The following is a 23,053-nucleotide window of genomic DNA, read 5'->3' on the forward strand; positions in this document are numbered from 1 at the left end:
CGGTGGGACAGGAAGGGCAGGGTGCCGCCGAGCCGCAGGTGGCGGTCCTGCTGCTCACCCGGCCGATCCGGACGATGACCGGGCTGACTCTGACCGACGACGCCCTGGGGGTCCTGCGCACCGCCGGATTCGGTCCCGACGAGGCGGTCTTCGCGTTCCGCAGCGTCTTCGCCTTCCTCGTCGGCACGGTGCTGCGAGAGGCATCGATCGGGCCGACCTTCGCCGACCGGAACCTCGGCGGCATCCACGAGAGGATCGGCGAGATCGACGCCGCCGGGCTGCACAATGTGATGGAGTCGGCGGAGGCGCTCTCGATCGTCGACCACGATCAGGAGTTCGAGTTCGGTCTGGACGTACTCGTCCGGGGCCTGGAACGGCGACTCGCCACGGGCGGCTGACCGGAACGAGGTGCGCGATGGGCTCTGCTGAGGGGTGGCGGCCGTGGATCGTCGTTCCCACGTCCGGCTTCGTCGTGGACGACCGCGCCGGCGAGGTGGCCATCGCACAGATCGATCAGCGGCACTTCGTGGTGCGGAATGCGTTTCGCTACGAGCAGCCTGCCGTCGAGGAGGCGCTGATCGCCGCGCTGCGGCGTGACGGGTGGGATCACGCGGCGGCGCGTGGCGCCGTCGACCGGGCGCGCAGCTTCACCCCGCACCTGGACAATCCGACGGACCTGGCGTCGATCCCGCGGTTCCTGCGCTGGTTCGAGAACTCCTACGGTCGGCACTCGCTGGCTGCACTGATCCACGACGAACTCATCACCGAGCGGACCAACGGCGGTGCGCTGGGCAGTGATGTGCTGGCCGACCGATTCTTCCGCGAGATGATGCGCACCTCGGACGTGCCGTGGCTCAAGCGGTGGATCATGTGGGCCGGGGTGGCGCTGCGGACCCGGTGGGCCGCCGGTGGGCTGCGCCGGGCCAGCATCGTGTGCTGGCTGCTGTTGAGCGTGGCCGGTATCACGGGATTCATCTGGGCCGCAGGAAGTTTCGTGTTCGGCTGGCCACTGCCCGGCCTGCACCCGGCCGCGCTGCTGACCGCTGCACTGCTGCTGATCTTCGTGGCCGCGCCGCTGTGGGGCCGCCAGATCGGTGCCGCGCTGATCGCCGCCGTCGCGGGGTTCTGGGTGGTGCCGGCCGCATTGGCCGCCGGTCTCGCCTGGCTCACCTACCTGATGCTCGAGCGCGGCGCGCGGTGGCTGTCACTGACTTGAGGTATCGGTCGGTTGCGTCGCCGGATTGCTCGGCCGGCGATCGGCATCTCACGTTCGGCCGGTGCGACGCGTCTACAGTGCATGAGCAGAGAACCGGCGAGGAGTTGACGACGATGACCAGGCGGGACCCCGAGGTGGTTCGACCGCCGTCGGACACCGGCGCCGGCAGCGAGAACGGCACCTGAGATGAAGCCGACCTTCGAGACCGTCGTGGAGCAGTACGGCGCGACCGTCCTACGGGTGTGCCGGGCCGTGCTCGGGCTGCACGACGCCGACGACGCCTGGTCGGAGACGTTCCTGGCGGCGATGCGCGGCTATCCGGAGCTTCCGGCGTCGGCGAATGTGGAGGCGTGGCTGGTCACCATCGCCCGGCGCAAGGCCGTCGACATCCACCGCGCCGCCCGTCGCAACCCGATTCCCGCTGAGGAACTGCCCGAGGCGCCGACGGAGCTGGGGCTCCCGGGTCGGGTCGACGATCCGGTATGGGAGCACGTCGGGCGGCTTCCGGATCGGCAACGGAGCGCGATCACCCTCCGCTACCTGGGCGGTATGTCGTATGCGGAGATCGCGGCCGTCGTGGGCGGCAGCGCCGACGCCGCCCGCCGGGCATCGGCCGACGGCCTGAAGAAGCTGCGACGGACCTACCCGGGCGCGGCTGCGAAAGGAGCACAGTGATGAACCATCCCGAACACGATGCGGTGGCGGCCGTGAGCGCACCGATCACGGCCGAGCAGCTGGCCCGGCTGCATCGCCGGCTCGAAACCGATGCCGCGGCGCACGAGCTGCTCGACCTCGCGTACACCACCGTCGATTCTCCGGTGGGGGAGTTGCTGCTGGCGGCGACACCGGCCGGTCTGGTCCGGGTGGCGTTCGCGGTGGAGGACCACGACCGGGTGCTCGCCTCGCTCGCCGAGAAGGTCAGCCCGCGCATCCTGCGCGCACCGTCGCGCCTCGATGCCGTGGCGCGCGAGCTCGACGAGTACTTCTCGGGCCGGCGCCGCGGGTTCGACGTACCGCTGGACCTGTCCCTCTCGAGGGGCTTCCGCAGGCTGGTTCAGGAACATCTGCCGGAGATCGGCTACGGGCAGACCCGCAGCTACCGGGAGATGGCCGAGTTGGTCGGGAATCCGAAAGCGGTGCGAGCCGTCGGGACGGCCTGTGCGACGAATCCGCTGCCGGTGGTGGTGCCCTGCCACCGGGTGCTGCGGACCGACGGCTCGCTGGGCGGCTACATCGGCGGCCTCGAGGCGAAGACGGCGCTGCTGCACCTGGAGGCCGCCGCGTGACCGCGGCTCACGGATACGCCGCACACCCGCGCCGGTGTCTGTGCCTCAGTGCTCCGGCTGGCGGCGCACCCAGAGCATCCGAGTCAGTGTGATAACTGGACTGATATAGTCACAGGTATGACGCGTGTTCCATTCGATCAGTGGCCGTGCTCCGTCGCGCGGACCGTCGACGTGATGGGCGACCGGTGGACGCTGCTCGTGCTGCGCGAGTTGTTCTACGGCCAGACGCGCTTCGAGCAGTTCGTCGGCGTGCTGTCGATCCCGCGGACGACGCTGGCGGACCGGCTCGACAAGCTCGTCGGCGCCGGCATCGTGACGCGTGAGGTGTACCAGCGGGAGCCGACCCGGCATGAGTACGTGCTCACGGAGAAGGGTCGCGATTTCTTCCCTGTGATGGCGGCGATCAACGCGTGGGGCGACAAGTGGGCGGTGGACGACGCCGGAGTTCCGGTGGTCCTCACGCACACCACCTGCGGCGCGCAGATGGAGCCGGTCGTGGTCTGCTCGGAATGTCATGAGCCGGTCAGTGCCGACGACCTCAAGGCCTCGATCGGTCCGGGATATCCGGAGCACCTCAGGGAGCGCCGCGCGGTTGCGGCGCGATTCTCGGAAGCCGACGTCGACGGTCGGTGACCGTGTCGCGCTGAAGGTTGCCGGCAACTGGGCGGTGCGGTCTGGTGTCGCACGGAAGCCCTACGCGTTATTGCTGATTCGTGTCCGGTGTCCCGCGGGCCTCCATCGCTCTGTCGGACCCGCCGGGCGCTCGTCTTGTCGTGATGATCCACTGGCTTCAGTTGCATGAACTAATCGGGAGATATAGCTTTATAGAAGTAAAGTCAGATGGAGGTAGCGTGATGCGTTTCGAGGAGGCGCTGGCCGACCGGTCATCGTGGAGCACGGCAGGGCGCTGCCCGATCGAGCAGACGATGAAGGTGGTCGGCTCGCGCAACGCGATGTTGATCATGCGTGAGGCGTTCTATGGGACGACGCGCTACGAGGACTTCATGAATCGCGTCGGCATGTCGTCGGCGACGGCTGCCTCGAACCTGAAAGCACTGACAGCCGCGGATTTGCTCGAGCGACGGCCCTACCAGGAGGAGGGGGAGAGGGTCCGGCAGGAGTACGTCCTCACCGACGCCGGTAGCGACCTCATGCCTGTGATCATCGGTCTGTTCGAGTGGGGCAGCAAGCATGGTCAGCGTCGATCCGGGGTCGAGTCCGTCCACGTCGGATGCGGCGAACCGGCGGAGGTGGAGGTGCGTTGCCGTGCCGGGCATCTGCTGTCCTCCGAAGACGTCGAACTGCGAGTGCGCACGGCGGATCGCGAGACGCGTTGATGGATGTCGTCGCATCGACACGGTCCGCTGGACGGCTCACCGACAGTCATTGATAGGCCGCGCAACTCACCCGGCCAGACCGGTCGTCTAACACAAGGAGAAGCAATGTCCCACCCTGATACCTCCCTCGACGCCGCGAGTGACTTCCTCAAGGCGGCCGGGCTCCACGTCGATGAGGCTTCGGCCGAGCGGGTGGCCGGCCATATCGATCTCGGACCCCAGCATCACACGCCCTGGGGTGTGGTCCACGGAGGTGTCTTTCTGACCGCGGTCGAGTCAGCCGCCAGCATCGGGGCGAGCATGGCCGTCGCCGACAAGGGGCAGATCGCCGTGGGTGTGCACAATGGAACGGACTTCCTCCGCGGCGCCTATGACGGACGCGCGGACGTGGTGGCCGTCCCTCTGTTCCAGGGCAGCACTCAGCAGCTGTGGGAAGTGACCATCACCCGAGCGAGCGACGGAAAGGAGCTCGCGCAGGGAAAGCTCCGGCTGCAGAATGTCGCGCCCCGCGCAAAGAGCTGAACGTAATTCACCCAGATCTTCAAGGCCTGCTCGCTGACATGTTCGCGACCATTACCGCCGAGGACGGCAACGTCTGACATTCGCCGCCTACCAAGCCCATCGGTGCTGCCGTCAATCGGACGGCGTGCTGAATTGCGACGTATCTTGCCCTACTCGGAGGTGCTTGCCGCGACTGTCGCCGATCGTGCCGCCGGGATCGAAACAGTAGGTGGGGCCTTCTACTCAGCTACCTCGTCATGCTTCGGGCCTGGTCGATGATCGATGAACATGGCGGTCGGAATGACCGCGAGGAATACGACGACCGCTGCGATGACGACGCCTACATGGAGGGAGTCGGTGAATGCTGCCGGAACATTGTGGTCGAGCAGTTGCGTGAGATGGGGTGACTGGTTCTGGGTCTGTGAACCCTGTTCCACATCGTGAACGACTTCACTCGCGGAATCGGCGTTCAATCCGTCACCACGTAGCCGATTCTCCAGGTGCTGCGCATAGCCGGCGGTGAGTACAGTCCCGAGGACACTGGTTCCGAGGACGTTGCCGAGTTGCCGAAACATGTTGACCGCTGCGCTGGCCATACCCTGTCGTTCGTGATCGACGCTGAGTACCGCCGCTGCCGTAGACGGCGCGAGGAGCAGGCCGGCGCCTAGCCCGATCAAGACCAGGCCCGGCCACGCCGCCACGATGGTGAAGTCGGACTCCACGAGCAGGAGCAGAAGAAACCCGATTCCCATGATGCTCAGCCCTGCGCTGAGGAGGCGTTTGAATCCGGTGAAGCGGACCAGTTGTGCCGACAGGGGACTGACGATCAAGAACGGGACGAACATCGCAAGCATGACCGCACTCGCACGCAGGGCGCTGAAGTTCTGTCCCTGCATCAGGTAGAACACGCCCATGAAACCCATCCCGGTGAAGGCGAGCATCGTGACGACGGCTACGCCCATGACCGTGGAGAACGACGCTGAGGTGAACAGCCGCATATCGAGCATCGGATCGTCGACGCGGAGTTCGTAGACGACGAACGCCGCGATCAAGCCGATCGCGACGGCGAAGGTCACCAGAATGGGCAGTGACGCGTATCCAAGGTGCTTGCCTTCGATGATGGCGTACACCAAGGCGAACATTCCGAGGGTGGCCAGGATGATTCCGCCGGGGTCGATCCGTCGCCCCACGCTTCGGCTCTCCGGAAGGAACGCGACCGCACCCGCGACAGTGACCACGCTGAGCGCTAGGTTGATCATGAACACTGTGTTCCAGCCGAAATGTGCGAGCAGGAGGCCGGCGCCCACTGGCCCGACGACCAGCCCCAGGCCCGAGCTGGTGGCCCACAGTGAGACGGCCTCGGTTCGCTGATGGGGGTCGACGAAGAGTCTGCTGACGATCGATAGGCCGGCGGGAAGGATCATCGCTCCGCCCAGGCCCATCACGACTTGTGCCCCGATGAGTGTCAACGGCGTCGACGACAGTGAGGCGATGATGCTGCCGACGAGGAACAGCGACGCTCCGGTGATGAAGATCCGGCGCCGCCCGAACAGGTCGCTGAGGGTTCCCGCGGTGAGAATTCCACCGGCGATCACAAGGCTGTAGGCGCTCGACACCCAGACCACCTCGGCGGAGGACGCGTGCAGGTCCCGCTGAATATCGGTCAGGGCACCGATCGTCGCCGACACATTGACGAAGGACATCATGGCGCCGATACAGATGACGGCCATGGCGCACCAGCGGGCACTTGCGCTCACATCGCACTCAACCCGACCACAACGACCTGCTGACTTTAGTTGCATAAACTAAGGCTATGACCTAACTTTAGATTGGTAAAGTCAAATGGAGGTGCCCCGATGCGATTCGAGGAGACACTGGCCGATCGCTCGTCGTGGAGCACGGCAGGACGGTGCCCGATCGAGCAGACGATGAAGGTGGTCGGGTCGCGCAACGCGATGCTGATCATGCGTGAGGCGTTCTATGGGACGAGCCGCTTCGAGGACTTCATGGACCGAGTCGGCATGTCATCAGCAACGGCTGCCTCACATCTGAAAGCACTGACTGCGGCAGGCTTGCTGGAGCGTCGCCGATACCAGGAACAGGGGGAGAGGGCCAGGCAGGACTACATCCTCACCGCCGCCGGCACCGACCTGATGCCGGTGATCATCGGCCTATTCGAGTGGGGTATCAAACACGGTCGGCTTCGCTCTGGCGTCGAATCCGTTCACGCTGGGTGCGGAGAGCCCGCAGAGGTGGAGGTGCGTTGCCGTGCCGGGCACCCACTGACGTCCGACGACGTCGAGCTGCGAGTGCGCCCCACGGACAAGGATGGGCGCCGGTGAGTGCAGTGAACACGACCGCGACGGCTGCCTTCTCGGAGATTTCCGCCGTGTCCCGGGTCTTCCCGGGACGCTACCGTGCCGATATTGAACCGCTGTGGGGTTTCGGAGGCAACCCGAACGGCGGCTACCTTCAGGCCACGATGGCGCGCGCCGCGCTGGACGCCGCAGATCGGGAACACGTACTCGCCGCCAGCACCCACTTCCTGGCCGCGCCTGGTCCCGGCGACGCCGACATCGACACCGTGGTTCTGCGAGCGGGAAAGTCGACCACGCAGGTGCGGGTCACCCTGTCTCAGGGCGGGGAGCCCAAGGTCGAGGCCCTCGTCATTCTCGGTGTGCTGCCCGATCCCGTGGAGTCGCCCAGGTGGCAGTCAACGCGCCTGCAGCCTGCCGGCGCCGCATACGAGGAGTGCGTCCCGCACGCGCCGGACCTTGAACAGGTCCCGGCTACCTTGATGCATCAGATCGATCTGCGTATGGAACCGGCCTCGTTGAGGTTCTACGACGGCGAGCCACAAGGTATCGGAGAACTCCGCGGCTGGATCGCTTTGCCCGCCGGCGAGGAGTTCGATTCGGTGTCTCTTCTCTTCGCCGCCGATGTCATGCCGCCGGCGACCTATGACGTCGCCTTCTCCGGCTGGGTGCCGACACTGACCATGTCCACGTACATCCGGGCGGTTCCGGTCGCGGGGCCGCTGCAACTCGTCATCGACACCACCCTCATTCAGGGAGGGAAAGGCGACGAAACCTGCACCATTCGTGACAGCGCGGGCACCGTCGTCGCCCAAGCCCACCAACTCGCCGGCGTCCGGCTTCCCTGAACTCATCACAGACAAGGCCACCACCATGACCAATGAATCACTCTGGACACCGATCACCGAACACCGGTCGCACCGTCGGCGATCTCCGAGGACCACGCGCCGTTTGGGCGTTTCGCGCTAGCCAACCCGGACGTCGTCGAGCGATTGCGTTCCGACGCGCCGTTCAACGACCTCGACCCTGCGACTGTCTACGGCGGCGGTGCCGCCGGCTACACCGATTACCCAACCCTGACGACCGTGGTGCCCAGCACCAGACAGGAGAACTGAACCATGACCTCACTTGACGGCGCCGTCGTTCTCGTCACCGGCGCTAACGGAGGTATCGGCACGCATTTCGTCCAGGAGGCACTGTCCCGTGGCGCAACGAAGGTCTATGCCTCCGCTCGCAGCCCTAAGGCCTGGGGTGACGATCGCATTGTTCCGCTGAAGCTCGACGTCTCCGACGTCGCGTCGATCCGCGCCGCGGCGGAGGCGGCTACGGACGTATCGATCCTGGTCAACAACGCCGGGATCGCGCCGTCGACCACCAGTCTCATCGACATCGACGATGACGAACTCCGTGCGGTCATGGAGACGAACTTCTTCGGTCCGTTGGCAGTGGCCCGGGCATTCGCCCCGGCCCTGTCAGCTCAAGGAGACGCCACCCTCATCGACGTTCACTCGCTACTGGCGTGGTACGCGACCATGGGTGTCTACAGCGTTCCGAAAGCGGCACTGTGGTCCGCAACGAACGCACTCCGGCTCGAACTCGCTCCGTCGGGAGTCCACGTCGTCGGCGTCCACGTGGGCTATGTCGACACAGCCATGGCTGCGCACGCTGCGGCCCCGAAAGTAGACCCGGCCGATCTGGTCCGACAAGTCTTCGAGGCCACTGAGGCAGGTCAGTACGAGGTGCTCGCCGACGACTTGAGCATTCAAGTCAAAGCAGGCCTGAGTCGGCCCGTCGAGGAGCTCTATCCACAACTGCTGAAGCGGTAGGCATACGCGTCCTGGGTGGGACCCCGCCGATCGCCAGCTGAAAGATTGTCACACCCGACACGACCGACTACACGGCAAACCCTAAAACGTCACAGTGACGATTAGCAGGGTATAGGGGCGGGGCGTCGGGAAGGGTTTTTCAGTGACATCCAAAGAAGATTAAGGGCTGACTTGCGTGCTGTCGGGAGCGGCTGTCAGCGGGTCGCACATCATTCGCCAATTCGACGGGCAACATCCGCCGAGTAGTCTGGCGATTCGCCAACCAACCAGGCCGCATCGGGTGACGGTTCACAATGATGATGATGATTGTGAACGGCCAAGGGGAGTGGCAGACTGCGGCACTCTGACCTGCAATTCGCCATCTCAAGTGAAGACGTAAGGCCTGGATCGTTGCCACAATCAGTGGCGAACGTTCAAGCAGTGCCGTGATCTGAAGTCAATTCTGCCCTGGTGGTCGGCCGTGCTTGTCGGACCCGTGCGTCATGATGACCTCGTGGACTTGGAAGAACTGTTTCGTATGGATGACGGTAGCCCTCATGTCGTCCGATCGGATGAAGTCGAGGCGATCCAGCACCTCGACGAGCATGCGCGGCGGCGCCTCTGGAAGCGGGTCGGTGTCGTGCCTACGTTCGAGTGGCTGTCACGAATGTTTGCGGACCTGGATCTGTCCCGCATGACCAACAGTGATGACGACGTAGTACTCGACTTCTTGTCTGAAGTGAGCGAGCCCGCGAGATCGCAGACAACGCGCAAACTGACTGCTGGGCACGCAGTCCTGCACCCTGTACCGCTGTTCCTCGCGATCAAAGAGGTGATCGTCCATGCCGATATGGACGGGGAGGACGCACCGACGCACGACGAGCTGTTAGCCGTGTTCCTGAGCCTGTCGGCCGAAACTCATGAGTCTGCTATGCCGGCTGATCCCACGCAGTTCGGTCCGGCGTTCGGCGAGATGACGCTGAATCGGCTCATGCAGACCTCGCTGCTTTACCCCGATCCGCTCGAGCTGGTCGCTGGCACTGCACATGCAACCTGGCACAGGGGCTGGTCGGAGCGCACGTCGGCCAGGTCATTGAGCGATCTCGCCGCGGGGCCGTCCGAGCAGTGGACAGAGGTAATGGGCGTCGAGCTCGATGACTTTCTGGCGCTAGGGTGGCTGTTCTACAACCTGTGGAAGCACGAAGGCGTCACACGCTTCGACCCTGACCTCTTCGAACGTGACCGTCTACCATCAAAACCCCTGAAGTTTCTCGTCGACCATTGCAGCATCTCGCTCGTTGCGCTGCGGGACGCGTTGCAGCAGCAGCGCAACGACAAGTCGTTGCTGTGGACGCGCTACCAAATGCAACAACATCCGTTCGTGCGGCTCGACGACGGGACGCTGATCCCGATCAGGTTTCAGTTTGTGATTCAGCGGATCTTTGGTGACCACCTCTTCCTGGAGTCCGCCTTCACCTTGCGAGGCGAAGACAAGAAGAAGGCCAAACACTATGAGGACGCGATGCGGGACATCTTCGAGGAGCGAGTCGGCGACGTTCTCACGCGGATCTGTGAGCATGACCAGTCGGGCAAGACGGTGCTCATTGAAGAAGCTGAGATGAAGGACGCGTGGCGCACCAGTAAGGCTACGGAGCCAAAGGTATGCGACTTCGCGGTGTTCCGTGAACACGGCTGTCTTCTGGTCGACGCAAACATGCGAAGTCTTCCGCAATCGTTCGCAGAGGGCACCGCCACAATAGAACAGTTGCAAACAGAGATCCGCGACCGTTTCACCTCAACCAAGTTCCAGCAGCTGCTCAGCACTGTCGACCAGTTCATGGCGAAGGGGTGGGAAAGTCCAGAGGTTCCTCTGACGAGCAGGACGAGGTTTGTTCCGGTCGTGGTTGTGCCTGACGCAGGCATGCCAAGTGAGCTGACAGTCGAGAACTTGATGTTTGCTGAAAGCTTGCCGCTCGTCGTGAAGTACAACGACAACCCTCGCTTTTATAGGGTGCACGTTCCGGCGGTGCTGACCTTCCGCGACCTACTCATGCTTGACGGATTGGCAGAACGCGGCGTTGACGTGTTCGCTCTGCTGAAGAGGTGGCGCAACATCCACCCGCTCGGGAGAAACGGACGTCAGCCACTGCCAGTCGCACTGAAGGAGTTCGTCGACGAACGACACCCCGGTGCGCCGATGGGTCAAGCCGAACACAGGCGGGGTTGGGACATGGTCGAGTACCTGCGATCCCATCTGGCGCAGATGGCAGTCGACGCCGCGCCGCCAATCCTGCGTGAGTCGCTTGCGCAGTTCTTCGCTGAGCAACAGAAGCTGCTTCCGACGTTTGAGAATCGAGGGGAGTTCGTTGAGCGCAATGGTCGGGCGGTTCGGAGAACCGGTAGCGGCTCCGATGAAACCTGACGCGCTAGGTCGCGCAACTTCGGTCCGGGTCGATGGATGACGCGTCGCCAACGGTCCCGGTCTGCAGTGACAGTCGGAGCGACCGAAACCGTCAGGGGCCACTGTGCGCTATCGCAGCGGTGAACGTCAGTGCAAGCCGGCACCCTCGGATGTCGAGGAAATGCTAGGCCACTACGACACGCTGAGGGTAAAAATAAGCACGTTATATACTGATGTGGGATAACATCTATATATGACCGCTGAAACCGATGCAATCAACAGCCTCAGGGCTTCGGGCCTCATAGATGTCCTGACCTGGGCGGCGCCTGTGGCATTCATGGCGACAGATGAGCTCTATGACGAAGACCAGGGCCACGGCCAGGGTTTCGTCGGCTACGTCAACTTCACGCACTACAAGGACCTGGTAGATCGTGCGACGTCGAACGGTCGATTCAAGCTGGGGGACGGCCTCGACGGTCTCGGTGAGGACGTGCTCAAACGTGGTATCACACCGGGCGCTTTCGGTTCGATGCCGAGACTTCCGGCGGGCGCGGTCGTGCGCCGGGACTTCGAGCAGTCGCCGGGCTGGGCGATCGAAGGCTACCGGGTTCTGCTTCAGTCGTATCCATTCGGGAAAATCGACAAGATCAAGTGGGGGCAGCGCAGCGATGCGAAGAAGCATGTCGCCGACCAACTGTTCCTTGAAGATGGCAGTCTGTTCACCAAAGAAGAACTCGGCCTCGAAGTGATCCCCGGCATCCCGAACGACGACTTCGATGGTGTGACACTCATTGCGGCACATGCATTTAACCCGACGACTAAGCAGTTCGAGCTCTACCTAGGCCAGAGCAAGAACCCAGCGTACGCAGACGATTCTTGCTGGCACTGGAAGATTCTGCTGCTTGCCGGTGGCACTCCGGCCGGCGGACCCGGCCTGCCTGCCGCGCCCACCATGCCCAGCCGCGGCGCCTCACCGGACGTAGAGGATGTCCCAGTGCGGATCAAGCCTGCTGGGGCGGGCGAAGGATCGGGCGTAACGGGTGGCTGAGGTACGTCGTCGGTCTCAGACGCTCGCGGCTGCCGCCTCGTTCTTCAACGGCGAGCGCCTCACCATGGCGCGTCAGCTCAAGGGACTCAAGAAGTCTCACCTCGCAACCCTCATCAAGATGTCGCCTGCCTCGGTGACCGCATGGGAAAGTGGCGCCAAGCAACCAAATCGAGCGACGGTCGCGAAACTGGCACTTGCTCTGCAGGTCGAACCGCAGTTCTTCGCGGGTGGCGCTCCACCGAAAACGGACAAGCCAAATTTCCGTTCGCTGCGCTCGACACCCCAGATCGCGCAGGACGAGGCGGAAGCATATGGCCGGTTCGTTGCCGAGGTCGCAGGGATGCTGGAGAACGCCGTCGAGTTTCCTGACGCTCTGCTCCCAGACCTTCCAACTGACCCGGATGAATGTGTGAGAACGCCCGAAGAGGCGGCCCGGGCGTCGCGGAAGTACTTCGGTATTCCGCCAGGGCCAGTGCAACACGTCGTACGCCTTGTTGAGCGTCGCGGTGTGGTTGTGGTGTTCAGCGAGCCGGGTGTGGCCGCCATCGATGCCTACTCGCTGCACTCAGCAACTCGTCCGATCATCGTCCTGAACCCAGTGAAAGACGACTACTACCGGCAGCGCTTCGATGTTGCTCACGAACTCGGGCACCTGATCATGCATCACGACGCGGAACCCGGCGGCAAGGTCGCAGAGGAGCAGGCCAATCGATTCGCGTCGGAGTTCCTTATGCCAGCCGAGGAAATCGCAGCTTTCCTTCCTGCCTCGATGGCAGGCAAGGCTTGGGCGCAACTTGCAGATCTCAAGGAATACTGGGGTGTCAGCCTCGCGGCGTTGCTGTACCGGGCTCGTGCGCTTGGAGTCATGGGCGATGTTTCGTACCGCAACGCGGTAATCCGCATGTCGCAGAATGGTTGGCGGCGCGCCGAGCCTGGACGGATCTCGTCATTAGAGATGCCTTCGATGCTCCCGCGCGCCCGTGAAGTCCTTCGCGAGGCAGGAGTCGACGAAGAGTCATTCTTGGCTGGTTCGGGGCTGCCCGTCAGCTTGTACGAGGTCGCGGCATCACGTGTGCCTACCTCGGCAGTGCAGGAGCCGCCGTCGTGAGCGACAACGTGATTGACCGTTTCCTAAACGCAGACCGACACCGCTAATCGACGAGAGACGAGTCTTGGCATGGCACAGACGAAAGACCAGCAGGTCAAGGCCATCGTGATCGGCATGGCACTCGGTGTGCTCGCGCAGGACGTCGACGCCGTGACAAGTAACAAGATGTCACTGGAGTTCGCATTCAACCGCGCATGGCGAAACTGGCCAGCGGCGAGACGCTTCCCAAATGTCAACGGTAATCATCCAGGAAACCTCTTCTGGATCGGTCTCGACAAGTCTGAACGACGAGCAGGCGGATACGCAGCCTGGAAACTCGACAGGTGGTGCAAGCCATACATCAACTACGACCGGACTGTCGGAGAAGCGCTCGACCACCACGCCACCACGGATGTAACCGTGCAACAGTGGATCGATTTGGGCAGGTCCTTCGTGGACTACTTTAAGCCCGAAGATGTTCGGAAATTGTAGTGGCCGCGACGGCCGTCGCTCGCCTAGGCAAGATCGAGGTGCCGCCAGACAGCTTCGCCTACTGCTATTGAATTCTCTGCAGATACAGAAGGTCATCGGCGTTCAGAGTCGAAGAGCATCTCGCCGAGAAGAAATTGTTTTCGGGCTGAACACGGTGTCGCTCGAATCCATTCTCGGGCCGTTGGGGCACCCCGCGATGAGGCAGTCCAATGGAGCATAGTTGCAGTTGCCATTGCGCGTGACAAGTGAGGGAAAGACGTGGTAGATAGTGGCGGTACCGCCGCAGCGTTCGGGTTCAGCTTTCAGTATCTGGCAACAGCGGCCTACGTACTCAACTTGTTGTGCACCACGGAGATCGATCCGCGCACCGTGACGTTGGTCGTCGAGCCGCCTGGCGCGATCGAATCGGACGTGCCTGACGACGACATCGTGGACTTCGCGGTCCTGGTCGATGGTGTGGTGTATCGATCGGTTCAAGTGAAGGCATCCCGACGCCCAGCCGACCGTACACTAGCGCCCGCGGAGGCGAACCGAGTGTTCGAGCGTCTCGAAACGCTCGGCGACACCGGTGCCTCGCTGCTAATTACGAATCGTCATCTCGCGCCAAGTCTGTCGGCACAGTGCAGCACGGCAGTCGACGATCCTGTGGGGTCGGCCGTCCGCTGGACAGGCGGAGCAGATGCTCAGGCCGCGTCAGAACGACCAATCCTCATCACCAAGAACGTTGCCGATCTTGAGGCGATCTACGAGGATCTCGTTCGCGCCTTCCGGCGCGACAACGCTCGGAGTCAGGGAATCGTTTCGAGCAGACTGGTCGGTGTCTTGTTGCGACACAGAATCTTTGAGGCCGCAGCAGGTCATCAACCAAACCGTATCAGTGGTGACGAACTACTGGCGGTGCTGACTATGCGCGATGCGCAGATAGCGCACGCTGTGGGCGGATTCGACTGGGGCAATCCCGAGTCTCGGATCCCGAACGTGAAATCGCCGGTGCCAAGACTCGACGTCCTCAACGATATTGGCGCGCAGCTGGATATCGACGACCGCACACCGCCGGTCGTCGTGCTGACCGGACACACCGGGATCGGGAAGTCGATACTTGCGACTGACTTTTGCCATCTCAACCACAATCGTTACGAGCATGTGCTGTGGCTAGATGCCCGAGACGACGGCCTACTGCTCGCGCAGATCCGTGAGTACGCCGCCAGGCTCACCGACACCCCTGAAGACGCGGTGACTGATCCGGTGAACTTGTTCTCTAGGGCGCTTGGCGCGCAACGAGGCCCGTGGTTGGTGGTGTTCGACGCGGCGCCAGGGCGTCGAGAGATCGAGCGATTCGTACCAACGCTAGGGCATGGCGCTGTCCTGGTAACGACGACCAACAGCACGGGTTGGTGGCCGACTGCACATGTCCGCGAGGTCGGGCCCTTCGATTCCGCCGAGGCGATGATGTGCTTTGCCAGCTACGCGGGAATCAATGACGCCGACGTTCCCGCGGTCGCGGCAACGATTCAAGCGATCGTCGATCGGCTCGGGTCGATACCGCTCGCGATCAGCATGGCAGGCCTCTACTTCCGCAACGCCGACAGCGACCTCGCCGAGCTCGCCCCCACCTACTTCGCGACGCTCGACGCTCTTGACGACACTCTCGCGATCCCGCCGGGTTTCAATCGGACCGCGTTTGCGGCAGTGACCACAGCAGTCAATCAAATCGGTGCCGACAGTAACTCTCCCTATACCCGCAACGCGAGGATATTGATGCACACCGCTTCTTTCCTTGCGCCGGAAATGATCCCACTCAATCTGATGATCCCCGCGACGTCTGACCCGATCACGATCGACATGGCGCGTCTTCCGGCCCCCTCCGCCGCCGATCCACACCAGATGCGTGCGATCGTAAGCCTGCTGCGGACTCAAACGATCGCGCACCGCGTTCTGGCCTCCGCACACGCAGGCAGCGAGAACCTCAGCGCCGACTGCATTCAGATCCATCCGCTGATCAACGAGATTCTGCGTACGCAGTACGTGGCGTCTGCACCGCCCGGCGCAGTGCAGAATGCGGTGACAGTACTTCTCGGCCACTTGATCCCATGGTTGGGACTGATGCGCACCACGGGCTCGTTCCTCGCCCTCGAGCAACTCAGAATCCATGCCGAAACACTCATCGAGTATCTCGACTCCCAGGAGCCACTAAGCAGCCTGTCAACTCAGCACGACAGGGTGTACCTGACAGCGAAGGCCGGGGTGATGGGCGAGTTGGCAAACTGCTACGGCAATACCGCCCGACTCGATCAAGCCATCAAATTACAGAACCGGTTGGTTGTTCACTATCTCCGGCACTTTCCGAATGAGGAGTGGGCCCAGGTCCTCGCCATGATCCACGCGGGCAACATGCTGACGGACATGTCTCGGGCCTCCGTAGCGCCACAGCCGCTGTTTCAGATCGCCGGGCGCGTGCTCGGATTGATGGAGATCCTCGAAGGCCGCGAAAAGCCGTCCACCAAAGCGGCGGTCTACAGAACCGCTCACCTGTCGGTTCAGATGGTGACGCGAGAACAGGAATACCGCGAGAACTCCATGCTCGCCGGGGTCGCTGCCGCAATGGGCGAGATTGCCGAACGAGACCCCAACAAGGGAGTAAGCCCAGAATGGCTTATGCGGCAGATGAATACGCGCATTGAGCACGGCGACTATGGCGCGGTACTCGCTGCTCTGCAGCAATTGCGCGCAATCGACAGCTCACTCAACGACGCCATCGCCCTCGACGCTCTCGAAATCACCGCGCTGCTCCATACCGGCGACCTCGACACCGCCTTCGCGCAGGTCGACCGGCTGCTGAGCACCGAAGTCATTCAGAACCATTTAGTTCTCGATCTCCGGAGTGCGCTGGCTAAGGTCTTCCAGGCCCTCCATCAAGTCGGCGAGCAGCACTGTTCCGATCCACGGTTCCGGCACAACGCGGACCGCGTGCGGACACAGATTGCGACACTTGACGCAGCGATCGCCGCGGTGCAGCCGCCGCAGTCGTGATCGGTGACGCCGAGATGCTCGGCCCCCGATACTCTCACGTTCGACGAACTCGGCGATCAATGAACTGTCGAGGACTTCCGCGCCGGCGGGATCCAGCGATTGCGGTGCAACTCATCGACGAACTGAGCAGGTGATGACGGTGGTTCGTCAGCGGCTCCGGAAGATCCACACCGCCGTCATCGACGGGCACCACGTCATCGTCTGCACCCCACTCGAGGCCGACGCCGCGACAATCATCGACGCGCTCAGATCCAGGCACTAAAGAGGTCCAACTCAGGTCTGGCGGACAGGTCACACTGGTGTGTGAACACACAGACGGAACACGAAGGACCTGATCCTGCTTGCTTGTCATGTACTGAACGTCGCAAAGATCGGTCCCGATCACTAGAACCAGTCACCGGCATACTCTTCTACCTATGGCTGAGAGCTATCGCGACCAAGTCGTTATCGAGATCCGTCAGATCGCCGACCTCACCGACCGGCGGATCGTGGCCGGCTATCGCATCGTCGTCAGCCCCGGTGGGACGATCGATCTCGACTGGCTCAGTGATCAGCTGAAGGCAGCATTCATCGTGACCGATGTGGAGACGGGCGAACGGCGACAAGAGTCCTACTGGTTTACAGATCTCCGAACCGAAACGCACTGGGGAGCCGCAGGTGCACAAGCCCAGTTTCTTATCGAGACGGCGGCCACCCTGGGAGTTGGCGCCGGCGGTGCAGTCATCGGCAGTGAGATTCTCAACGTCGTTACCAAGCTGAAGGCTAAGGGTTACGAGGTACGGCACGGTGAGCTTGAGGCCCTCACTGACGATGAGATCGGTGACTATGGTCTACGCGCCATTGAGACGACCTTCAACGTGCCGATATCGACACTGACCCTGCGATCCGCTGGTGCGCGCGAGGACGGCGAGTACACCGTGCGTGCGACCGGACGAGACGGGACTGTCTACACCATTACATTCGTGGTCCGCGGCGGCGTGACCCGCGTCTGCGCGCACCATAAGGAACTGCCGTAGCCGCCCGTCGAACTGTGTTCGGACGCTGTAGGTGCGCGGGTAGTGCCATCGAGAAGCTCGCGTCCGACAGTCGACATGACGAAGCACCAGCAACGGCTCTTCACCACGTAACCGCGGGCGGGTGGGTGCACCGCTAGGGTGATGGCTCCTGGACGTTAGTTATCTGGTCCGGTCGGGCTCGCTTGGGTCGGGATCGGAAGTAAGTGGCGTACTCGTCGGGTGTTGGCCGCAGAGATGGATCGACAGCGACGCACTTGAGTGCCGGGTCGTAGATTGCGGTGCGGTAGCACTGTCGGCAGCCATTGCTGTATTTGCCGCATGTCATGCGATTCTTTGGGCTGGCTTGGAAGTGGTGGCCGGCGGGGCAGGTCCACCAGTAGTGGATGTGGCTGCCGGCGTCGACCTTGTCGGGTGTGGTGCCGTTGCGTTCGGTGTCGAATTGCGCTGCGAGAACTGGGTTGCGTGAGGCCAGGTCGCTGAACCCACGGTTCAGTCGTTTGTGGTTGTTGCAGGAGCATTCGTTGCGATGGTCGTGGGCCATCTTGGCGAACGAGGTGATGAACTCGTGCCCGTGATCGCAGCGCCAGGTTGCTATTGCCCGAGATCGTGCGGACCTGGTTTCGGGGGTTGCTCCGGTTGGCCCGGGTCTGATGAAGCACGCGGACTGGGCGGGGTGGGTGGTTGCGAAGTCGTTGACTCCCGGCACGAAGGTCTGATTGGTGCACACGGGGCACTGCGCCGATTTCGCAGTGCCATGGATCGTTGCTTTGCGCTTGTAGACATGAAAGCGGTCGCAGATCATCCAGACGATTGCGTGGGAGCTCGCTCGGATCTCGTCTGCGCGTAGGCCTCCTTGTGTGAACCAGTAGTCTTCGACGGACATGCTGTCGGCCAGCTTCTGCTGCCCGGGGCCGGCGGGGGCTGTGGGTGCCATTGTTAGTCGCCGCCGAGTGTGAGGTCGATGTCGTGATGCCAGACCGGTAAGGGCGGGTTCTGTTCGTAGTCGTTGTAGTGCCGGTACGGGCCGTGGGTGTGGAAGTAGCGTGCGATGACCGGTTTGAGTTCCTTCATGATCAGCGCAGCTGGGTGTTCGGTGTGTTGCGGTATGAAGTCCTGGATCTTGTTGGTGACGGCCTCGAGGATTGCGGCGTAGGCGTGTGTTTGCGCGAGGATGTCGCGGAGCCAGGCCCCGTCGGCGAAGATGGCCATCACGCCGACGGCTTCGGGGTAGGTGACGATCTCGGTCTGAATGTCCTCGGGTAGCACTGTGATGTGGGGGAGTTGAGCCCGACGTTCAGCGACGATGGCCGGCGCTGCGCCGAGTGCCCAGCGGGCGGCTACCGAACGGGCAGCGATGACATTTGTCGGACACAGGCCGAGGCGTTGGTGTCGGAAGTGTTGTTCGGCGGTGATCAGTGCGGGCAGGTCGACACGAACGTGGCGTAGGGGTGGGGTGCCTGGGCCGGTCCAGCGGCGGTGGCGTAGGCAAATGGTGTGCCTGTGGTGGCGCACCTGCTCGACGATTTGTCCCTGGGCGCATTGGAGGCATTGCCATCGGGGTCGGTCGTTTCGGTCGCACTCGTAGCAGCGTCGTTGCGGTTGCATGGCGGTGGCGGCGTCGTCGGTACGGGTGATCGTGCCAGGCGCCAATCCCGCGAGCGTTTCGAGGCGATCGGTGGCGATCTGTGCTTGCTCGCGTGGCGGGCGTCCTCGGATCTGGTAGTGCAGGGCGGCGTGAGTTGTCACTGGGTCGAGGTGGTTAGTGGCGCATAAGCGCCGCAGGTAGCTGCCGGCGGTTTCGAGTGGGTAGTAGGCGATCGGGTTGGCTACCTGGAGGATCATCGTTTTGCCTGCCGCTGGCGTTGCTCTACCTCGACCGCGGCTACCGATTTGATCGAGCGAAGGAGCTGGAGGTCGATGCGTTCTTTGCCGATGATGCCGAGGTTACGAAGGTCCTCGGTTGCCGTGTCGGGGATTGTGGTTGCGCGGATCGCCGCGGTTTGGAGGAGTTTGTTGAGGGCGTTGATCGAGCCGCGGGTGCGGTTGTAGAGCAGCGCGAGCATCTTCTGCGTGGTCAGGGCTCCGGGGCGGTGGCGCAGCAGCCGCAGGTTCGATTCGAGTGCGGAGACCACGTTGCACCATTCCTCACGGGCAGGGCCCGGTTCGTTGGTGAAGGGCTGGAGTTGCAAGAGTGCGCCGCGGCTGGCGATCTGGCTGCCGGCATCACCGTTGAAGAACCCGGACGCTGTCAGGTTGACACCCATGTACACGTAGCTTGCGGTCGAGAGGTCCAGATACTCCTTGAGGAGGTCACTGGTCTCAATCGAGAGTGCGCTGCGCTGTTTGAGTCGATGCAGGTCGTCGATGATTACCAGCTGTACGTGATGGCTTCGCAGAGCGTGGATTACCTGCGCCTTGAGTTTGTCGTGGGTGAAGCTGTCGGGGAACGGGTGGTGCATGAACGTGAGGATCGCTTTGTCGAACGCGGTAGGGGAACAACGCGCGGGGGTCGCGATGACGACGACGGGTATTTCACCCGAGCTCAGGTATCCAGGATGCTTGGTGGCGTATTGACGCTCGAACTCGCGCGCGATGGACCGGCCGATGGTCGTTTTGCCCGAGCCTGCGGGCCCTGAGATGAGGTAGACCTCTCTGTCGTCTGGCCGGTGCCAGTTGAGGCCGGTGAGGATATGCACATCGTTGAATGCCTCGATCATCGCGTTGGTCATTACGACATGGCTATGACCATGGTGTTCATCGCGGTCAGCGAGCCACTGCTCCCGTTCGTCTGCAGGCAGTCGCTTCAGGCCGGCCACGGACAACGCTGCGGGTGCCTCGGTGTGCTGTTGAACCGCGCGCCGGTGCCCGTCGAGGTCGTAGATGGTGGTCTCTGTGGCGCTGGGGGTGCGCGCTTTGGTGTTCATACGGCACCTGGCCTTTCCGGATGTCACACGGTCCATGGGGTGAAGTTGTTGTGGGAGTTGATACCGGGGTCTGGCGACTCGATGTCATCGGTGCCAGTCGGGGGCGAATCGGGTTCGTCAGGTTCGTCAGTCTGGGGGAGCGGCGCGTGGGACTGGGCGATTCGCTGTGCTCGGTCGATGCCCTTTGCCTCTCGGAGGGAGAGGCGCTTGGAGGCCTTCGCTGACGTGCGGTGGATCTCGTCGGCGGCGGCGGTCAGTGCCCAGGCCTCGTCGCTTGTGTCCGGTGCGGGCCAGACTTCGTCGGTGTACGGCGTTTCGGCGCGTGGGTAGCGCGTGTTGAACGCCGTGATCCATTCGTCGGTGGACGGGTTGTAGACCCAGACGCAGGCGCGGTTGTGCTTGTTATACCGGATTTCCCACTTGTTCCCGTGCTCGACGATTCCGGACGGCTTCCCCCGCAACTCGTTCAGATCATCGCAGTCGAAGCGATGGTGCTCGATTTGAATCCCATAGTGCTGAATCGTCTGCCACACGACGGGGTAGACGCGATAAAGCATGTGACTAGTCAGGGGAAGCGGGAAGCGCGGTGCGAAAGCCATCGCGGCTGACCACATGTCGTTGGGGGAGAGCTTGACCGACGGGCGCTCCGGGTCGACCAAGCCGTCGTTCGGTTGCATCCGGTACACGGTGAGTACCCACTCCTCGAACAGCTCACGAACGGTATCGATGCCGATGGTGACCTGTTCGGGTTTAGTGTCGCCGCGATGGCGTGGGTCAGTACCGAGGTAAGTTCCGAAGTATGAGGTGAACTCGCTGTTGATCGTTCCGAAAGCGCGTTCTATGACGCCTTTCTCCCACGGACTGAAACCATTGCACCAGGTCACTGTCGTGCCGAATGCGGTGGTTACGTCGTCGAGTACCTGACTGCGAAAATTTCCGCCGTTGTCGAGCACGAGCTGCTCGAATGGTATCGCCGGACGCGCGAGCGAATCCTGGTAGCGGTCATCGAGGGCCAGCATTTGACCGACCGGAAGCCGCGAGCTGACGAGACGGTACCGTTCGGCGACCCCGTCTTTCATCGGGAGCGGGATCACACCTTCGGCGAGGGCGATCGCGAGGTCGGTTCCGTCGGGATCCCCAGCGGTGATTGTCCATGTGGCGAAGTCGCGTGTGTGTTTGTCGATGACGAGGACCAGGTGTGGCCGGATCTCATTGCCACGTTCGTCCAGACACCACAGGTCCATGGTGTGGTCGTCCGCGATGCCTTCTCCTCCCGGTCGTCCCGGCATGGTCGGACGGTGAACGGTGTGTGGCGTCCTGCTGTGGCTTCGTCGATCGGCTGCCGGCTTGTCGACCCACAAGTGCGCCCCGCGCAACTTGATCAGCCGACGAAGCGTCGACTCGGACGGGAATTCGAAGTAGTTGTCCGCATGCGCGTCGTAGATGTTCAGCTCCGGATGTGCGTCCGTAAACTGAACTCGGATCTTGCCGATGATCGTCGTAACCTTGGTATCGGTTTCGTGCACATACGCGATGAGTACTTCGTCGAGCGCGCGGATAACCTCGGGATCCTGGTTCCCGCAAAGCTTTTGGCCACGACGATTGCGAGGGACCAGACCTTCCGGTCCCTCGTTGCGGTAGCGCATGGCATACCGCTCAACGGTCCGCGGTGAAACAGTATGCGACTGGCCGTCCGGCCAGAGGATCGACGAAAGCTCATGCGCCTTCGCAATGATCCGAGCGCTCTTCGGCTCGGTCAACCGATACTCGGGGCGAGGCACTTCCGCGCCTGGAAAGTATCCCGACTCGAGTTCAGCCAAGTGATCAACGAGGAATCGGACACGCGGGCGATCTTCCTCAGGGATCGACAGCATCGCCACACTTGGATCGAGCGGATTGAAGGTTGCGATACCCGACCCAGTGCTATCGGGTTCGAGGTCGAGCTGAGTGAAGTACATGCACTCACCGGTGGTGCACTGCTGGGCACATATATGGCGAGGCGAGATCCCAACGACGCGGAAGCGCTGCCCGGCGACGGTGATCTCATCGTCGAGCCCGTAGTCGGCGTGGCCGTTCATGGCTGGTCACCCCGCTCGACGTTGGGCCGCACGGGACTGCTGCACGGTTAGGTGACAGGTTGTAGTCACGCCGCCAGTGCGGCGGTCGTGTTCATGATGGTCTCGAACTCGATGGGCGTCAAACGGCCCAGGCGGGCCTGACGACGGCGACGGTGGTAGGTCCTCTCGATCCAGGTCACGATCGCGATGCGTAGCTGCTCGCGGGTGGTCCAGGAGCGGCGGTCGAGGACGTTCTTCTGCAGCAGCGCGAAGAACGATTCCATGGCGGCGTTATCGCCGCTTGAGCCGACTCTGCCCATGCTCCCGACCATGCGGGGACGGGCCAGCGCGCGCAGGAACTTCCTGCTTCGAAATTGAGATCCTCTGTCGCTGTGGACGATGCAGCCGGCGACATCACCGCGCATGGTGACGGCGTTCTCGAGCGCCTGGACGGCCAGTCTTGATTTCATCCTGGAGTCGATCGAGTACCCCACGATCCGGCCAGAGAACGCGTCCTTGATCGCGCAACAGTAGAGCT

General features: G+C 62.7%; 23 protein-coding genes. 17 read left to right on the forward strand and 6 right to left on the reverse strand.

Annotated features, from left to right (window positions below):
• Window positions 1-2 precede the first annotated feature (2 nt).
• The 7 genes from ACJMNC_RS10850 (at window position 3) to ACJMNC_RS10880 (ending at window position 4,361) form a co-directional block, all read left to right on the forward strand.
• On the forward strand, window positions 3-398 hold the full coding sequence (locus ACJMNC_RS10850; protein WP_408947958.1) for a TetR/AcrR family transcriptional regulator C-terminal domain-containing protein: 396 nt from the start codon (window positions 3-5) through the stop codon (window positions 396-398).
• 17 nt (window positions 399-415) lie between these two features.
• Entirely contained in the window at window positions 416-1,216 is an 801-nt protein-coding gene (locus ACJMNC_RS10855; protein WP_408947959.1) for a DUF1353 domain-containing protein, read from the forward strand.
• A 186-nt stretch (window positions 1,217-1,402) separates the two neighbouring features.
• Complete coding sequence (locus ACJMNC_RS10860) at window positions 1,403-1,891, forward strand: RNA polymerase sigma factor (protein ID WP_408947960.1); 489 nt, start codon at window positions 1,403-1,405, stop codon at window positions 1,889-1,891.
• Window positions 1,891-2,502, forward strand: a complete 612-nt coding sequence (locus ACJMNC_RS10865; RefSeq protein ID WP_408947961.1) for a methylated-DNA--[protein]-cysteine S-methyltransferase — start codon at window positions 1,891-1,893, stop codon at window positions 2,500-2,502. The genes ACJMNC_RS10860 and ACJMNC_RS10865 overlap by 1 nt, the downstream gene beginning before the upstream one ends.
• Window positions 2,503-2,676: 174 nt before the next feature.
• On the forward strand, window positions 2,677-3,135 hold the full coding sequence (locus ACJMNC_RS10870; protein WP_408947962.1) for a winged helix-turn-helix transcriptional regulator: 459 nt from the start codon (window positions 2,677-2,679) through the stop codon (window positions 3,133-3,135).
• A gap of 221 nt (window positions 3,136-3,356) precedes the next feature.
• Window positions 3,357-3,839, forward strand: a complete 483-nt coding sequence (locus ACJMNC_RS10875; protein WP_408947994.1) for a winged helix-turn-helix transcriptional regulator — start codon at window positions 3,357-3,359, stop codon at window positions 3,837-3,839.
• A gap of 105 nt (window positions 3,840-3,944) precedes the next feature.
• Window positions 3,945-4,361, forward strand: a complete 417-nt coding sequence (locus tag ACJMNC_RS10880; protein ID WP_408947963.1) for a PaaI family thioesterase — start codon at window positions 3,945-3,947, stop codon at window positions 4,359-4,361.
• Window positions 4,362-4,579: 218 nt separating this feature from the next.
• Here the strand turns inward: ACJMNC_RS10880 and ACJMNC_RS10885 are convergent, their stop codons facing one another.
• Window positions 4,580-6,097: an MFS transporter gene (locus tag ACJMNC_RS10885; protein ID WP_408947964.1), complete on the reverse strand. Its 1,518-nt coding sequence runs from the start codon at window positions 6,095-6,097 to the stop codon at window positions 4,580-4,582.
• A gap of 99 nt (window positions 6,098-6,196) precedes the next feature.
• On the opposite strand from ACJMNC_RS10885, the gene ACJMNC_RS10890 reads away from it, so the two are divergent.
• The 10 genes from ACJMNC_RS10890 to ACJMNC_RS10935 all read left to right on the forward strand — a co-directional run bounded on the left by ACJMNC_RS10890 (window position 6,197) and on the right by ACJMNC_RS10935 (window position 17,534).
• A complete protein-coding gene (locus tag ACJMNC_RS10890; RefSeq protein WP_408947965.1) occupies window positions 6,197-6,682 on the forward strand; it encodes a winged helix-turn-helix transcriptional regulator in 486 nt (161 codons plus the stop codon).
• Window positions 6,679-7,503, forward strand: a complete 825-nt coding sequence (locus ACJMNC_RS10895; RefSeq protein WP_408947966.1) for a thioesterase family protein — start codon at window positions 6,679-6,681, stop codon at window positions 7,501-7,503. Before ACJMNC_RS10890 ends, ACJMNC_RS10895 begins: the two co-directional genes overlap by 4 nt.
• Window positions 7,504-7,773: 270 nt before the next feature.
• Window positions 7,774-8,481, forward strand: a complete 708-nt coding sequence (locus tag ACJMNC_RS10900; protein ID WP_408947967.1) for an SDR family oxidoreductase — start codon at window positions 7,774-7,776, stop codon at window positions 8,479-8,481.
• Between the two features lie 493 nt (window positions 8,482-8,974).
• Window positions 8,975-10,882 carry a hypothetical protein gene (locus ACJMNC_RS10905; RefSeq protein WP_408947968.1) on the forward strand — a complete coding sequence of 636 codons (1,908 nt, stop codon included), beginning with the start codon at window positions 8,975-8,977 and terminating at the stop codon, window positions 10,880-10,882.
• A 232-nt stretch (window positions 10,883-11,114) separates the two neighbouring features.
• On the forward strand, window positions 11,115-11,909 hold the full coding sequence (locus tag ACJMNC_RS10910; protein ID WP_408947969.1) for a hypothetical protein: 795 nt from the start codon (window positions 11,115-11,117) through the stop codon (window positions 11,907-11,909).
• Window positions 11,902-13,017: a helix-turn-helix domain-containing protein gene (locus tag ACJMNC_RS10915; RefSeq protein WP_408947970.1), complete on the forward strand. Its 1,116-nt coding sequence runs from the start codon at window positions 11,902-11,904 to the stop codon at window positions 13,015-13,017. The genes ACJMNC_RS10910 and ACJMNC_RS10915 overlap by 8 nt, the downstream gene beginning before the upstream one ends.
• Before the next feature lie 69 nt (window positions 13,018-13,086).
• Window positions 13,087-13,488 carry a hypothetical protein gene (locus tag ACJMNC_RS10920; protein ID WP_408947971.1) on the forward strand — a complete coding sequence of 134 codons (402 nt, stop codon included), beginning with the start codon at window positions 13,087-13,089 and terminating at the stop codon, window positions 13,486-13,488.
• 258 nt (window positions 13,489-13,746) lie between these two features.
• Window positions 13,747-16,518 carry a hypothetical protein gene (locus ACJMNC_RS10925; RefSeq protein WP_408947972.1) on the forward strand — a complete coding sequence of 924 codons (2,772 nt, stop codon included), beginning with the start codon at window positions 13,747-13,749 and terminating at the stop codon, window positions 16,516-16,518.
• A gap of 133 nt (window positions 16,519-16,651) precedes the next feature.
• Window positions 16,652-16,780, forward strand: a complete 129-nt coding sequence (locus ACJMNC_RS10930) for a hypothetical protein (protein ID WP_408947973.1) — start codon at window positions 16,652-16,654, stop codon at window positions 16,778-16,780.
• Window positions 16,781-16,934: 154 nt separating this feature from the next.
• Complete coding sequence (locus tag ACJMNC_RS10935) at window positions 16,935-17,534, forward strand: hypothetical protein (RefSeq protein ID WP_408947974.1); 600 nt, start codon at window positions 16,935-16,937, stop codon at window positions 17,532-17,534.
• Between the two features lie 133 nt (window positions 17,535-17,667).
• Here ACJMNC_RS10935 and ACJMNC_RS10940 read toward each other — a convergent pair whose 3' ends face one another.
• The 5 genes from ACJMNC_RS10940 to ACJMNC_RS10960 all read right to left on the reverse strand — a co-directional run.
• Entirely contained in the window at window positions 17,668-18,468 is an 801-nt protein-coding gene (locus ACJMNC_RS10940) for a zinc-ribbon domain-containing protein (RefSeq protein WP_408947975.1), read from the reverse strand.
• 2 nt (window positions 18,469-18,470) lie between these two features.
• Window positions 18,471-19,376, reverse strand: a complete 906-nt coding sequence (locus ACJMNC_RS10945; protein ID WP_408947976.1) for a hypothetical protein — start codon at window positions 19,374-19,376, stop codon at window positions 18,471-18,473.
• A complete protein-coding gene (locus tag ACJMNC_RS10950) occupies window positions 19,373-20,458 on the reverse strand; it encodes a TniB family NTP-binding protein (RefSeq protein WP_408947977.1) in 1,086 nt (361 codons plus the stop codon). The genes ACJMNC_RS10945 and ACJMNC_RS10950 overlap by 4 nt, the downstream gene beginning before the upstream one ends.
• Window positions 20,459-20,481: 23 nt before the next feature.
• Window positions 20,482-22,536 (reverse strand): hypothetical protein, encoded by a 2,055-nt coding sequence (locus ACJMNC_RS10955; RefSeq protein ID WP_408947978.1) that lies wholly within the window; start codon window positions 22,534-22,536, stop codon window positions 20,482-20,484.
• A 65-nt stretch (window positions 22,537-22,601) separates the two neighbouring features.
• A partial coding sequence (locus ACJMNC_RS10960) for a transposase (RefSeq protein ID WP_408947979.1) occupies window positions 22,602-23,053 on the reverse strand: 452 nt, incomplete at its 5' end.

Source organism: Gordonia sp. VNK21 (assembly GCF_046098115.1).
Lineage (GTDB): Bacteria > Actinomycetota > Actinomycetes > Mycobacteriales > Mycobacteriaceae > Gordonia.

What these genes read in the sequence shown, in the direction of transcription:
- ACJMNC_RS10950 (WP_408947977.1), bottom strand. Translation starts at nt 20,458, where the DNA reads ATGAACACCAAAGCGCGCACCCCCAGCGCCACAGAGACCACCATCTAC.
- ACJMNC_RS10910 (WP_408947969.1), top strand. Translation starts at nt 11,115, where the DNA reads ATGACCGCTGAAACCGATGCAATCAACAGCCTCAGGGCTTCGGGCCTC.
- ACJMNC_RS10900 (WP_408947967.1), top strand. Translation starts at nt 7,774, where the DNA reads ATGACCTCACTTGACGGCGCCGTCGTTCTCGTCACCGGCGCTAACGGA.
- ACJMNC_RS10860 (WP_408947960.1), top strand. Translation starts at nt 1,403, where the DNA reads ATGAAGCCGACCTTCGAGACCGTCGTGGAGCAGTACGGCGCGACCGTC.
- ACJMNC_RS10920 (WP_408947971.1), top strand. Translation starts at nt 13,087, where the DNA reads ATGGCACAGACGAAAGACCAGCAGGTCAAGGCCATCGTGATCGGCATG.
- ACJMNC_RS10890 (WP_408947965.1), top strand. Translation starts at nt 6,197, where the DNA reads ATGCGATTCGAGGAGACACTGGCCGATCGCTCGTCGTGGAGCACGGCA.
- ACJMNC_RS10870 (WP_408947962.1), top strand. Translation starts at nt 2,677, where the DNA reads ATGGGCGACCGGTGGACGCTGCTCGTGCTGCGCGAGTTGTTCTACGGC.
- ACJMNC_RS10945 (WP_408947976.1), bottom strand. Translation starts at nt 19,376, where the DNA reads ATGATCCTCCAGGTAGCCAACCCGATCGCCTACTACCCACTCGAAACC.
- ACJMNC_RS10865 (WP_408947961.1), top strand. Translation starts at nt 1,891, where the DNA reads ATGAACCATCCCGAACACGATGCGGTGGCGGCCGTGAGCGCACCGATC.
- ACJMNC_RS10935 (WP_408947974.1), top strand. Translation starts at nt 16,935, where the DNA reads ATGGCTGAGAGCTATCGCGACCAAGTCGTTATCGAGATCCGTCAGATC.
- ACJMNC_RS10930 (WP_408947973.1), top strand. Translation starts at nt 16,652, where the DNA reads ATGACGGTGGTTCGTCAGCGGCTCCGGAAGATCCACACCGCCGTCATC.
- ACJMNC_RS10940 (WP_408947975.1), bottom strand. Translation starts at nt 18,468, where the DNA reads ATGGCACCCACAGCCCCCGCCGGCCCCGGGCAGCAGAAGCTGGCCGAC.
- ACJMNC_RS10855 (WP_408947959.1), top strand. Translation starts at nt 416, where the DNA reads ATGGGCTCTGCTGAGGGGTGGCGGCCGTGGATCGTCGTTCCCACGTCC.
- ACJMNC_RS10880 (WP_408947963.1), top strand. Translation starts at nt 3,945, where the DNA reads ATGTCCCACCCTGATACCTCCCTCGACGCCGCGAGTGACTTCCTCAAG.
- ACJMNC_RS10875 (WP_408947994.1), top strand. Translation starts at nt 3,357, where the DNA reads ATGCGTTTCGAGGAGGCGCTGGCCGACCGGTCATCGTGGAGCACGGCA.
- ACJMNC_RS10955 (WP_408947978.1), bottom strand. Translation starts at nt 22,536, where the DNA reads ATGAACGGCCACGCCGACTACGGGCTCGACGATGAGATCACCGTCGCC.